Source organism: Streptomyces sp. NBC_01775 (assembly GCF_035917675.1).
In the GTDB taxonomy this organism is placed as follows: Bacteria; Actinomycetota; Actinomycetes; order Streptomycetales; family Streptomycetaceae; genus Streptomyces.
This window is the reverse complement of the sequence record NZ_CP109104.1, coordinates 219039-232035: the sequence shown is the minus strand read 5'-3', so window position 1 is coordinate 232035 and position 12997 is coordinate 219039. Positions and strand designations below refer to the sequence as shown.

12 protein-coding genes are annotated in these 12997 nt (G+C 71.9%); 8 read left to right on the top strand and 4 right to left on the bottom strand.

Translation table 11 applies throughout. The features are described 5' to 3' along the window. Positions 1-9: 9 nt before the first annotated feature. Positions 10-1011: a LacI family DNA-binding transcriptional regulator gene (locus tag OHB04_RS01150; protein WP_326692555.1), complete on the bottom strand. Its 1002-nt coding sequence runs from the start codon at positions 1009-1011 to the stop codon at positions 10-12. A gap of 275 nt (positions 1012-1286) precedes the next feature. Between OHB04_RS01150 and OHB04_RS01145 the strand changes: the two genes are divergently transcribed. The 6 genes from OHB04_RS01145 (at position 1287) to OHB04_RS01120 (ending at position 7853) form a co-directional block, all read left to right on the top strand. Next, the gene (locus OHB04_RS01145; protein ID WP_326685869.1) at positions 1287-2231 is read left to right on the top strand and encodes an ROK family protein; all 945 of its coding nucleotides are present in this window, start codon (positions 1287-1289) and stop codon (positions 2229-2231) included. A gap of 173 nt (positions 2232-2404) precedes the next feature. Further along, entirely contained in the window at positions 2405-3751 is a 1347-nt protein-coding gene (locus tag OHB04_RS01140) for an ABC transporter substrate-binding protein (RefSeq protein WP_326806533.1), read from the top strand. A 6-nt stretch (positions 3752-3757) separates the two neighbouring features. Then, entirely contained in the window at positions 3758-4771 is a 1014-nt protein-coding gene (locus OHB04_RS01135) for a carbohydrate ABC transporter permease (RefSeq protein WP_326685867.1), read from the top strand. Between the two features lie 149 nt (positions 4772-4920). After that, positions 4921-5781 (top strand): carbohydrate ABC transporter permease, encoded by an 861-nt coding sequence (locus OHB04_RS01130; protein ID WP_326685866.1) that lies wholly within the window; start codon positions 4921-4923, stop codon positions 5779-5781. 350 nt (positions 5782-6131) lie between these two features. Continuing rightward, the gene (locus tag OHB04_RS01125) at positions 6132-7343 is read left to right on the top strand and encodes an erythromycin esterase family protein (protein WP_326806532.1); all 1212 of its coding nucleotides are present in this window, start codon (positions 6132-6134) and stop codon (positions 7341-7343) included. 318 nt (positions 7344-7661) lie between these two features. Then, on the top strand, positions 7662-7853 hold the full coding sequence (locus OHB04_RS01120) for a hypothetical protein (protein WP_326806531.1): 192 nt from the start codon (positions 7662-7664) through the stop codon (positions 7851-7853). Positions 7854-7957: 104 nt separating this feature from the next. Here OHB04_RS01120 and OHB04_RS01115 read toward each other — a convergent pair whose 3' ends face one another. Further along, on the bottom strand, positions 7958-8284 hold the full coding sequence (locus tag OHB04_RS01115; protein WP_326685863.1) for a hypothetical protein: 327 nt from the start codon (positions 8282-8284) through the stop codon (positions 7958-7960). Between the two features lie 142 nt (positions 8285-8426). Beyond that, on the bottom strand, positions 8427-9371 hold the full coding sequence (locus OHB04_RS01110; RefSeq protein WP_326809382.1) for a DUF6597 domain-containing transcriptional factor: 945 nt from the start codon (positions 9369-9371) through the stop codon (positions 8427-8429). A gap of 132 nt (positions 9372-9503) precedes the next feature. On the opposite strand from OHB04_RS01110, the gene OHB04_RS01105 reads away from it, so the two are divergent. Continuing rightward, on the top strand, positions 9504-10082 hold the full coding sequence (locus OHB04_RS01105) for a TIGR03086 family metal-binding protein (protein WP_326685862.1): 579 nt from the start codon (positions 9504-9506) through the stop codon (positions 10080-10082). A 262-nt stretch (positions 10083-10344) separates the two neighbouring features. Continuing rightward, positions 10345-11382 (top strand): NUDIX hydrolase, encoded by a 1038-nt coding sequence (locus tag OHB04_RS01100; protein ID WP_326685861.1) that lies wholly within the window; start codon positions 10345-10347, stop codon positions 11380-11382. Positions 11383-11467: 85 nt separating this feature from the next. Here OHB04_RS01100 and OHB04_RS01095 read toward each other — a convergent pair whose 3' ends face one another. Further along, entirely contained in the window at positions 11468-12949 is a 1482-nt protein-coding gene (locus OHB04_RS01095; protein ID WP_326806530.1) for a dipeptidase, read from the bottom strand. Positions 12950-12997 lie beyond the last annotated feature (48 nt).

Genomic DNA, 12997 nt, shown 5'->3' with positions numbered 1-12997 from the left:
CCCGAACGCTCAGCTCGCGGGCGGGATTTCGCCCGAGCCGCGTGCGATCAGCCTCGTCGGCCGCGAGACCGTACGGGGCTCGTCGTCCGCCCCCTCCAGGCGCCGGAAGAGCAGCTCGGCAGCGCTGCGTCCCAGGTCGGCCGGGTCCTGTGCGACGACGGTGACCGGGGGCGAGAGCAGGTCGGCCAGCTCGAAGTCGTCGAACCCGACGAGCGCGGCCCGTCCCTGCCGCTCGGGCGCCGCCAGCACCCGCACGAGCGTGACCGTCACCCGGTTGTTGCCCGAGAAGAACGCGGTCACCGGTTCGCTGCCGGCCGGCCCGTCCAGCATCCTGGCCGCGTCGGCGCGCACCCTGTCCGGGTCCGTCCCGCCCAGCGCCACCCACGAGTCCGCCACCGGCAGACCGGCCTCCGCCATCGCGGCGCGGTAGCCCCGCAGCCGCTCCCTGGCGGTGTGGATGCGCGGCTGGTCGCCGATGAAGCCGATACGGCGGTGCCCGTGCGCGATCAGATGGGCCACACCGGAGCGAGCCCCGTCGAAGCTCTCGGACAGCACCATGTCCGCCTCGATGTGCCCCGGCGGGCGGTCCACGAAGACGGTGGCGACGCCCGCCGCGATCTCCGGGGCCAGATAGCGGTGGTCGTCGCTCGCGGGCACGATGACCAGCCCGTCCACGCGCCGTGCGCACAGGGCGAGAGCCAACTCGCGCTCCCGCGCCGGGTCCTCGGCGCTCGACCCGTTGATCAGCAGCGCCCCGTGTGCCCTGGCCACCTCCTCGATGGCCCGGCTGAGCGGCGAGTAGAAGGGGTCGGCCAGATCCTCCAGGACGAGCCCCACGCTGGCGGTGCTGCCCTTGCGCAGCACGCGGGCGCTGTCGTTGCGCCGGAAGCCGAGCGCGGTGATGGCCTCCTGCACGCGCCGCTCGGTGTCGGTGGAGACCCCCGCCTCCTCGTTGACGACCCGTGAGACCGTCTTGAGGCCGACCCCCGCCCGGGCCGCCACGTCCTTCATCGTCGGACGGCCCGCGTGACGGCGCTGCCCGCCTGTGCGAGGGGCCGTCGAGCGAAGGGGCGCGGCTCGGGAAGCGGCGGCGCCGGGGCCTGCGGAACGGGCGGGGTCGGTGGTGTCGGCCACAGGTCCTGTCCTTGTCGGCGGTCGGAGGCACGTGCAGCATAGCCCGGGTGCCTGCGCGGGCTGGACAACGTTGTCAGAAGTGGCAAGACTTGTCCGGTCCGCCCGCGCTCCGTGCGGGTCCGCCCCACCGCAAGCGCAGGAGTCGACCGACCATGCCCCAGGACCTCGTCGCCGCGCTCGACATCGGCGGCACCAAGATCGCCGGTGCCCTGGTGGACAGCGGCGGCGGGCTGCTCCACCGCACACAGCGGCCCACCCCGGCGCGGGAGAGCGCGGAGCGGATGAGTGCCACGGTCGACGAGGTGCTCGGCGCGCTGACGTCCGCGCCCGAGTGGCACCGGGTCCGTGCGGTCGGCATCGGCAGTGCCGGGCCCGTGGACGCGAAGGCCGGCACGGTCAGCCCGGTCAACATCCCGGTCTGGCGCGACCACCCCCTCGTCGCGGGCGTGCGCGAGCGTGCGGGCGGGCTGCCCATCTCCCTGGTCGGGGACGGAGTGGCCATCGCCGCCGCCGAGCACTGGCAGGGCGCGGCCCGGGGTCGCGCGGGTGCCCTGTGCATGGTCGTCTCCACCGGCGTCGGCGGCGGCCTCATCCTCGACGGTGTCCTCCACCCCGGACCCTCCGGCAACGCCGGGCACATCGGTCACATCAGCGTCGACATGGACGGCGAGCTGTGCCCCTGCGGGTCGCGCGGGTGCGTGGAGACCCTCGCGAGCGGCACCAACATCGCGCGCCGCGCGCTCGATTCGGGCTGGCACCCGGCCCCCGGCCAGGACGCCACCGCAGCGGGCGTCGCCGCCGCGGCCCGCGAGGGCGACCCGCTCGCCCGCGCCGCGTACGCGCGGGCGGCGCGGGCCCTCGCGGCGGCGATCGCGGCCACCGCGACCCTGGTCGAGATCGAGATCGCCGTCATAGGCGGCGGGGTGGCCCGGGCGGGCGAGGTGCTGTTCGAGCCGCTGCGCGAGGAGCTGAAGCGCTACGCCACCCTCTCCTTCGTCCAGGGCCTCGACCTGGCTCCCGCCACCACCGGCACGGATGCCGGGCTGGTCGGCGCCGCGGCGGCCGGATGGAAGCTGCTGGACGACAAGGTGGCCTGAGCCGGCCCGCCGCCGGTGCCCGGGGGATGGTGCTTTCGCGCGGTGCGATGACGCCGTTCGATGAGGACGATTGTTCGGACTTGTGTCGGAAGTCTTGACGTCGCGTGGGTTCGGGAGTGATATCACAGCTTCGCGAGCGGTTGTGTGCGGTTCCCCCACGGGAGGGCAAGACCATGGCGCAGTCATCGTCCAGCGAGAGCGGCACAGCGACAGGCTTACGTGCGGGGGCTCTCGCCGCACACCCGGCCCGGCGCCGTACGCTCCTGCGCGGCGCGGCGGGAACAGCGGCGGCCGTCACCTTGCCGGCACTGCTCGCCGCGTGCGGCACAGGACCCGGCGGCGACGGCAAGACGGTCTCGGTCGGCTCCAACGGCTCGGACGCGACCCCGCGCAAGGCGTTCCGCGCTGCCTTCGACGGCTTCGAGAAGAAGTCCGGCAAGAAGGTGAAGGTCAACACCGTCAACCACGAGGCCTTCCAGGAGAACATCAACCGCTATCTCAAGGGCAGCCCGGACGATGTCTTCACCTGGTTCGCCGGATACCGGATGCAGTTCTTCGCGAAACAGGGCCTGCTGACCGACATCAGCGATCTGTGGAAGGGCAAGGGCTTCCAGGGGTTCTCCGAGGCGATGCGCAAGCAGTCGACAGGGGAGGACGGCAAGCAGTACTTCGTACCCTTTTACGTGTATCCGTGGGCCGTCTTCTACCGCAAGAGCGTCTTCGACAAGCACGGCTACGACATACCGAAAACCCTCGACGAATACCGCGCCCTGGCCAAGCGTATGGAGAAGGACGGGCTCATTCCCATCGCCTTCGGCGACAAGGACGGCTGGCCCGCCATGGGCACCTTCGACTACCTCAACATGCGCGCCAACGGCTATGACTTCCACCTCGGCCTGATGCGCGGCAAGGAAGCGTGGACCGACAAGAGAGTACGCGAGGTCTTCGACCTGTGGCGCGGACTGATGCCGTACCACCACAAGGGGGCCAACGGCCGCACCTGGCAGGAGGCCGCGCAGACCCTCGCGGGCAAGAAGTCGGGCATGGCCGTGTTCGGACTGGCGCAACCGGGCCAGCAGTTCCCCGAGAGGGACCGCGACGACCTGGCCTTCTTCCCCTTCCCCGAGATCGACCCGGCTGTGGGAACCGACGCCGTGGAAGCGCCCATCGACGGATTCCTGATGTCGCGGAAGGCGAAGAACAAGGACGCGGCGACCGACTTGATGAAATACCTGGCCACCCCGCGCGCGGAAGCGGCCTATCTCGCCACCGACCCCAACAACATCTCCGTGCACGACAAGGCCGACACCGGCTCCTACGACCAGCTCCAGAAGGACGCCGCGAAGCTCATCGCGGGGGCCAAGCAGATATCGCAGTTCATGGACCGCGACACCCGGCCCGACTTCGCCTCGACGGTGATGATCCAGGCCATCCAGCGCTTCATCAGCGAACCCGACGACATCGACGGACTCGTCAAAGACATCGAGTCCCAGAAGAAGACCATCTTCGCAGCGGGCTGAGCACCCGTGGCCACCACCGGAGGAAAGGTACGCGGGACCGGGGAGTCAGGCAGGACCGGCGCGGCACGCGGGACCGGCGCGGCACGCGGGACCGGCCGCTCCCGCGGACCCGGAAAGTCCCGCGGAAGAGCGCGCCGACGGGGCACCCGGCGCTACACCCGCCGTGATCTCGCCGTCCTCGGTGTTCTGCTGGGCATTCCGCTGCTCCTCGACCTCGTCATCATCTGGGGCCCCACCCTGGCTTCCGTCGGGCTGTCCTTCACCCGCTGGGACGGCATCACCGACATCCAGTGGGCCGGCACGGACAACTACCGCGCCCTGTTCACCGACTACCCGCCCTTCTGGCCCGCCGTACGCCACAACCTGCTGTGGCTCGCCTTCCTCGGCCTGATCGCCACGCCTTTCGGGCTGCTGCTGGCCGTGCTCGTCGACCGGGGCGTGCGCTTCAGCCGCTTCTACCAGTCCACCCTCTACATGCCGGTGGTGCTCTCCCTCGCCATCGTCGGCTTCATCGCCCAACTGGTCTTCTCCCGGGACCAGGGCGCGCTCAACACGGCGCTCGGCAACCCCGACGACCCGGTCGACTGGCTGGGCGATCCGAGCCTCAACCTCTGGATGATCCTGCTGGCCGCGGGGTGGCGGCACGTCGGATACGTCATGATCATCTACCTCGCCGGGCTCAAGTCCGTCGACCCGGAGCTCAAGGAGGCGGCGGCGCTGGACGGGGCGGGGGAGCGGCAGATCTTCTTCCGGGTCGTCTTCCCCGCGCTCCGCCCCGTCAACGTGGTCGTCGGTGTCATCACCGTCATCGAGGGACTGCGCGCGTTCGACATCGTCTACGCCGTCAACAAGGGCCGCAACGGGCTCGAACTGCTCTCCGTCCTCGTCACCGACAACATCGTCGGCGAAGCCAGCCGCATCGGCTTCGGCTCCGCGATCGCCACCGTGCTGCTCGTGGTCTCGCTCGGCTTCATCGTCACCTATCTCGTGCAGGAGCTGAGAGGGGAGCGGAACCGATGAGCGCGACGAGGGGTACTCGCGGTACGGGTCATACGAACGGTACGAACGGTACGAGCCCGAAGCGCGCGGGGCGTGGGGTGCGCGAGGGGAGCGCGACGCGTACCGAAGCGCGGCGGGGCGGGGTCCCGTCCACCCCGCCGAGCGGACCCGTGGGCCGGAGCAGGGCCGGGCGCTACGGCGTCCATGTGTTCCTGACCGCCGTCTCGCTGGGCTTCCTCGCGCCGCTGCTGCTGGCCGTCTACGCCTCGCTCCGCCCGTACGAGGAGACGGCCGCGCACGGCTACCTCTCGCTGCCGCGCCACCTGTCCTTCGACTACTACCGGCAGGCGTTCACCGAGTCCGGCATGGGCCGCTACTTCGTCAACTCGCTGCTGATCGCGGTTCCCGGCGTGCTGCTCGCCCTCTTCTTCGCCTCGTTCGTGGCCTTCGCCATCGCGCGGCTGCGGGTGCGCGGCCAGTTGGCGCTGCTGGTGCTGTTCACCGCGGGCAACCTGCTGCCCCAGCAAGTGATCATCACGCCGCTGTATGTGCTGTTCAACCGGATTCCGCTGCCGTACTGGATGTCGGACTCGATGACGATGTACGACTCGCTGTGGGCCGTCATCGCCGTACAGACCGGATTCCAGCTCGGCTTCTGCGTCTTCGTGCTGTCCGGCTTCATGCGCACCCTGCCCCAGGAGATCCTGGAGGCCGCCGTGGTGGATGGCGCCGGGGTGTGGACCCGCTACTGGCGCATCACCCTGCCCCTGTGCCGCCCCGCGCTGGCGGCCCTGGGCACGCTTGAGTTCACCTGGATGTACAACGATTTCCTGTGGGCGCTCGTCTTCATCTCCAACGGCGAGAAGCTCCCCATCACCTCCGCCCTCAACAACCTGCGCGGCCAGTTCTTCACGGACTACAACCTGCTGGCCGCCGGCTCCGTCCTCGTCGCCCTCCCCACGATCCTGGTCTTCCTCCTGCTCCAGCGCCACTTCATCGCGGGCCTGACCCTGGGCGCGAGCAAAGGCTGACCCGTGACCTGTGCGAACCCCGCCCTCCACGGGATGTGACCACAACAGGTGCGATGCCCGCCGGGCCTTCCGTATCCGGGCGGTCAGCGGGGCCATCTGCTCCAGCAGGTGGCCGCCCCCCTGAGTCGGCGGGCCGGCCGGGGTGTCCCGTACGCCGGCCTCGCCGCAGACGCGGTACCCGGTCAGCGGGTCGCGGGGCGAGCGCACCCGCCCGGCGCGCTCCCATTCGCGCGGCGTCGCGGGCCGGATCAACCGGCCTGAGTCGATCGCCGTTTTGAAGGTTCCGTCCAACGGATCCGACGATATCGTGGAAAAGTTTCAACCGAAGGTTCAAAGATACCGTTGAAGGCATGGCTACTGACATCAAGGACACCGTCCATGCCGTCGAGGCGGCTGCCGTCCTCAGACTGCTCCCGGCCCGGCCCCGGCTGCTCGCTCTGGGCGAGCCCACCCACGCCGGGGACACTCTGCTCGACCTGCGCAACGAGCTCTTCCGGCAGCTCGTCGAGCAGGAGGGCTACCGGACGATCGCGATCGAGAGCGACTGCATGATGGGCCTGGTCGTGGACGACTACGTCACCTCGGGCACGGGCACTCTCGACGAGGTCATGGAGCACGGATTCAGCCACCCCGACCTGGGGTTGGGCACCTCCGAGGCCAACCGCGAGCTCGTGCGCTGGATGCGCGCCCACAACGCCGGCCGGCCCGCGTCCGAGCGGCTCCGCTTCGCCGGGTTCGACGGCCCGCTGGAGATCACCGGCGCCGAAAGCCCCCGGCAGGCCCTCACCGCACTTCACGACTACCTCGCGGCCCGGGTGGACGCGGACCTGCTCCCGTGCACCGCGGAAGCGCTCGACCGCCTGCTCGGTGCCGACGACCGGTGGACCGATCCCGCCGCGATGATGGACCCGGCCCAGTCCGTGGGGCAGTCGGCCGAGGCCAGGGAACTGCGGCTGCTCGCCGACGATCTGGTGGCGCTGCTCGACGCGCAGACGCCGCACCTGATCACGACGACCTCGCGGGACGGCTGGGACCGGGCGCGCCTCTACGGGCGCACCGCGACCGGCCTGCTGCGCTACCACTACTGGATGGCCGACACCTCACCGGCCCGCATGACGCGGCTGTGCGCGCTGCGGGATTCGATGATGGCCCACAACCTCCTTGCCGTCGCTGATCGGGGCCCGGCACTCGTCCACGCCCACAACTCCCATCTCCAGCGGGAGAAGAGCACGATACGGATGTGGGAGGGGCCGGTGGAGTGGTGGAGCGCCGGTGCGCTCGTGAGCGCCCAGCTCGGCGAGGGGTACGCCTTCGTGGCCACGGCCCTCGGCACGATCCGGCACCAGGGAGTGGACACGCCGCCGCCGGACACCGTCGAAGGACTCCTGTACGCGCTCCCGGAGGACCGCTACGTCGTCGACGCCTCCCGGCTGGCCACCGCCCTCGGTGACACGCGGCCCGCGCCCCGCGTATCCCCCTGGTTCGGCTACTCCTCACTCGACCCGTCCCACCTCGCCGGAATCGACGGCATGGTGTTCGTCAAGGACATCCCGCAGAGCTAGTGCCGCCAACAGCAGTCCGGAGCGATCCGCATCCGCGTGTATGACGACACGAGCGTCCGGGTGCGGCAGATCTGCGCGGCCGATGGCCACCGCCGGGCAGACCCGGACAGGCACGGGGACCGGGCACACGCCTCAGCGTCCCGCAGCCGTACGCCTCCGCGTCCCACGAGCTGGCCGAAGGCGGGCGCGCGATGCATATGATGCTTGGTCAGCCCGTCTCGGACGTCTCCACGCACCGGCGCACCAAGCCGGACGCAGGCGATCTCACGGTGACCGCGTCGACACGCGACACGCCAACCTCATGAGGGGAACCAGCCTGTGACCGACGAGGACGCCCGCCGTGAGCGGTACGCCGTGGCCCTGTACAGCACACTCGGGTTCAGCGCGGAGCGCCACCCCTGGGCAGGGCTGTCCCCGGCCAGGCGTGAAGTCTGGTACCAACGGGCCGACGCCGCCATGGCCGTAGCGGACGAAGAGATCGCGGAACGGCTCAACGCGGAGGGGGAGTGACGCGACCCGTTCCAGCGATCGCGCCCCGCGCCCGCCCTGTCGATGGCGGGAGCGGAGCGGCGACAGGTCACTGGAAGGGGGAGGTGGCGCCCCCCCCCCGCGGGTCACAGTTCGTGGCTGCCGTGGCGCAGGGGCTCGGTGGGCTCGGCGGCGCTCGCGGGGCTGACGGGGGAGGAGCCGGAGCTGTCCGCGGGGATGTCCGGGCCCGGTGAGCCGGCGTCGCCCCCGGAGGGCTCCGCGCCGGCGTCCAGCTGGTCCAGGCGCGCGGTGAGGATCTCCTTCACCGGTGTCCGGTCCGCGTGTGCGCGCTCGTACTCCAGGAGCTGGCGCACCTCACCGCTGTCCAGCGACCTGATCCGGTGCTCCACGCTCGCCGCGGGCAACTGGTCGTAGTCGGGCAGGGGCAGAGCGTTCGACTGCTGTGCTGACATGGGGTTCCGGCCTCCTTGGTGCCGCGGATTCCGGTCTGTGGTGGCTTTCCCTGGCGAGGGGGCTTCCTCGCCAGGACGCGGCGCTGCGGGCTGCGCCGCAGTCCGGCGGGTAACCGCAGCGGCGCCACGCACACCTCCGCGATCACTCGGGCTGCCCGGACGGGGCGGCGGGGCCCGACGCGGAGCCGGGCGGCGTGGAGCCGAGGGACGCGGAGCCGGGCGGTGGCCCGGCGTCAGACGTGGAGCCGGGTACGGAGACCGCGGCGCGCGCGTAGACCGACGGTGGGACGCCGACCGCGGCGGTGAAGTCGCGCACCAGGTGCGCCTGGTCGCTGTAGCCCAGCTCGGCGGCCAGAGTGGCCCAGCCGGTGCCGGGCCGGGCCGTGGCGTGCTCCATCGCCTCGTGCACGCGGTAGCGCAGAATGACCCACTTCGGGCTGACCCCCACATATGTGGCGAACAGCCGCTGGAGGGTGCGCACCGAGACGCCCTCCTCGTCCGCCAGCCGTTCGACGCGCAGCACGGTCCGGTCCGTACGGATACGGTGCGCCAGCGCCATCGCGCGCTCCGCCGCCGGATCCGTCACGGGTGCCCGGGAGAGCAGAAGGGCATCCAGCGCGGCGGCCCGGTCCTCCTCGTCCTCCAGACCCAGAACGCGGGACGGTTCCCCCTCCGTACCCGGGAACACCCGTGCCAGCGGGAGCTGTTGCCCGGTGAAGGCGGACAGCGGGCGCGGCGGCGTCAGGAAGGGCCGGAAGCCGCCGGGGCGGAACTGCACCCCGCACACCCGTCCGGCCCCCTCCAGCTTCGTGGTGAACAAGCCGGTGCCGATCCCCGCGACCAGCCCGGTGTCCGGGGCGAGACCGGCCGCACCGCGCCGCTCCAGGACGACGTTCACGCACGGGTGCGGCACCACCTGTGAGACGTACGGCTCGGCCAGCTCCCAGTCGATCAGCCAGTAGTGCTCGACCCAGCGGCGCAGCGGCACGGCCGCCGCCCGGCGCCGGAAGCGGACCCGCGCCAGCAGCCCCGGGGCCTCCACGATGCCCCGGGTGTCCTCGCGCGGACGCCCCGCGCTCCCCGGCATCGGCCCCGGCGTCGCCGCGTCACCACGGGGTCCGGCGCCCCCGGCCGGCGCGCCCTCCTGACCTGCCATGACGCCGATGCTATGTCGCGTTTCTTCAAGCCGCAGCCCCCTCGCACGCCTACCGTCATCCGCATGACCAACGACATCTCCTCCCTGATCGACAGCGCCGCCCGCACCACGGCCCCCGTCGTACGCGGTACCACCGACGAACAGCTCACCGCCCCTACCCCGTGCAGCGAGTACGACGTACGGGCGCTGCTCAACCACCTCTTCCACGTCGTCATCGAGTTCCAGAAACTGGCGGCCAGACAGGAAGCCGACTTCAGCACCACCCCCGACCGGCTCGAAGGGGAGTGGCGCACCCGCTTCGAGGAGGAGACGGACCGGCTCGCCGCCGCCTGGTCGGACCCCGACGCGCTGGAGGGCGTCTCCCAGGGCATGGGACTGCCCCAGCGCACCGTCGCGCACATGGTGCTGGGCGACCTGGTCGTCCACGGCTGGGATCTGGCACGCGCCACCGGTCAGGACTACACGCCCGCCGAGGCGGCCCTCGCCGAAGTGATCCCGGCCTTCGAGCAGATGGCCCCGATGGCCCGGAAGGCGGGCGTCTTCGGCGAAGAGGTGCCCGCACCACCCGGTGCCACCCCCTTCGAAACCCTTCTCGCGGGCACCGGCCGCGACCCGGGCTGGACCCCCGCGACCCGCGGCTGACTTTCCTCCTCCCCGTCCCTGAGCGGCCGGGTCGTGATCCGGCCGCGGTCCGCCGCGGTCCGGCCGGTGATCCGGCCGCGGTCCGCCGCGGTCCGGCCGGTGACCCGGTCGTGGTCCCGTCAAGGGGTCTCACGCGCCCGCTGTGCGCGCCGGGGCGCAGGCGCCGTGCCCCCTTCGGAGCGCGCAGAGCCGCCCCGGCGCGTTTCCCGCACGGGGTGATGCGGGCAACTGAACGGGGGACGACGGATGAGGGGGGCACACCGTGATCGTCTGGCTGAACGGCGCCTTCGGTGCCGGTAAGACCACAGCGGCCCATGAACTCCTGGACCTGCTTCCAGGGAGCACGCTCTACGAACCCGAACTCATCGGCTCCGGCCTGCGGCGGATGCTCCCCAAGGAGCGCCTGGGGCAGGTCGACGACTTCCAGGAACTGCGCTCCTGGCGGCGGCTCGTGGTGGACACGGCCGCCGCCTTGCTGACAGAGGTACCCGGGCCGCTGATCGCCCCGATCACGCTGCTGTGCCGCGAGTACCGCGACGAGATGTTCGGCGCGCTCGCCGCCCGCCGCATACCCGTACGCCACCTGCTGCTGCACGCCGAGGAACCGGTTCTGCACGCCCGGATGGAGCAGCGCGCCGCCGCCGAGGGGGGCTCCTCGCGTGCCCGCTGTCTGAGCCGTCTGCACGCCTATAACGAAGCGCTGCCCTGGATCACGGCCGAGGCCCACACGGTGGACACGTCCCGGCTCACCCCACGCCAGACCGCCGAACGCCTGGCCGAGGCAATCAGCCAGGACCGGGGCGCCATGGACATCGTGCAGACGCCCGAGCCGACCGCCGAGACGGTCGCCTCCGGAGTGCTTCTGTTCGACGAGCACGACCGGTTCCTGCTGGTCGACCCCACCTACAAGCCCGGCTGGGAGTTCCCCGGCGGCGTCGTGGAGCCGGGGGAGGCTCCGGCGCTCGCCGGTGTGCGCGAGGTGGACGAGGAACTCGGGCTGCGGCTGCGCGCCGAGCCCACCTTGCTCGTCGTCGACTGGGAGCCGCCTCGCCCGCCCGGCTACGGGGGTCTGCGGCTGATCTTCGACGGCGGGCGGCTGGCCGCCGACGACGCGTCGGCGCTGCTGCTGCCGGGCGCCGAGCTGCGCGGCTGGCGCTTCGTCACGGAGGCGGAAGCCGCCGAGCTGCTGCCGCCGGTGCGACTGGACCGGCTGCGATGCGCGCTGCGCGCCCGCAGGTCGGGACACCCGCTCTATCTGGAATCGGGTGTCCCGGTCGGCTCGGGGAACCTCCTGCGCTGAGGAGGCGCCGCCTACGGTCCGCTGCGGCGGCGCCTACGGCCCTACGGGCCCGCTGCCCGACTGCCCGGTCGCGGTCCGGCTCCTCTCACGCCTGCTGTGCGTAGGTACGCAGGAACAGCGCCTCGGCGACGGCCATCCGCTCCAGCTCGCGCGGATCCACGCTCTCGTTCACCGCGTGGATCCGCGCGTCGGGCTCGCTCAGCCCGATCAGCAGGATCTCGGCGTCCGGGTACAGCTCCGCGAGGGCGTTGCACAGCGGGATGGAGCCGCCCATGCCCGCCGTCTGCATCTCCAGCCCGTCGTACGCGGTACGCAGCGCCTCCGCCATGGCCGCGTACGCGGGGCTGCTGGTGTCCGCGCTGAACGGCTGGCCCTGGCCCACGACTTCGGTGGCCACCCGCGCGTTCCACGGCACGTGCGACTCCAGGTGCGCGACCAGCAATCCGATCGCCTTCTCGGTGTCCGTGCCCGGCGGGATGCGCAGGGAGACCAGCGCGCGGGCCGAGGCGTGCACGGAAGGAGTGGCGCCCACGACCGGCGGGCAGTCGATACCCAGCACCGTCACCGCGGGGCGCGCCCACAGCCGGTCGGAGACCGTGCCGCCGCCGACCAGGCCGACCCCGTCGAGCACCTTGGCGTCGCGCCGGAAGTCCTCGTCCGGGTAGGCCAGGCCCTCCCAGGAGCCGCCCGCCTCCAGCCCGTCGACGACCGTGTTGCCCTCGGCGTCCCGCAGCGAGTCGAGCGTGCGCATCAGCGCGGCCAGCGCGTCGGGTGCGGCTCCGCCGAACAGCCCCGAGTGCAGGTTGCCTTCCAGCGTGTCGACCTGGACGCGCACCAGCGTCATACCGCGCAGCGACGTCGTCACGGTCGGCATCCCGCAGCGGAAGTTGCCCGCGTCCCCGATGACGATCGTGTCGGCGGCAAGCAGTTCGGGGTGCGTCCGCGCGTACCGCTCCAGCCCGCCGGTGCCCTGCTCCTCCGAGCCCTCCACGATCACCTTGACCGAAACGGGCAGCCCGCCGTTCGCCTGGAGGGCGCGCAGGGCGAGCAGGTGCATCACAAAGCCGCCCTTGCAGTCGGCCGAACCCCGGCCGTACCAGCGCCCGTCGGGCCCGTCGGTCAGCTCGAAGGGCGGGGTGCGCCAGGCCGCCTCGTCCAGCGGCGGCTGTACGTCGTAGTGCGCGTACAGCAGCACCGTCGGCGCGCCCTGCGGGCCCGGCAGGAAGCCGTAGACCGACTGGGTGCCGTCGGGGGTGTCCAGGGCCGCCACGTCCTGGAACCCCTCGGCCCGCAGTGCCTGCGCCACCCACGCCGCCGCGCCCTCGCACTCGCTGCGGGGGAACTGCTCCGGGTCCGCGACCGAGCGGAAGGCCACCAGCTCGGCCAGCTCGGCCTTGGCGCGCGGCATCAGCGAGGAGACCGTGGCCGCGATCCCCGACGCTGCCGGGCCGGCCGCGCCGGTCGTGTCGGCCGGGGCCGCCGGGGTTCCGGGGACCTCCGGGACGGACTGGCCGGATGAAGCGGAAGAACCGGGCGTAGCCGTCGGATGGGACGGAGGCTGCTGCATGGGAACGCTCCTTGTGGGCGCGACGTTGGCACACGTGTACGGAGACAT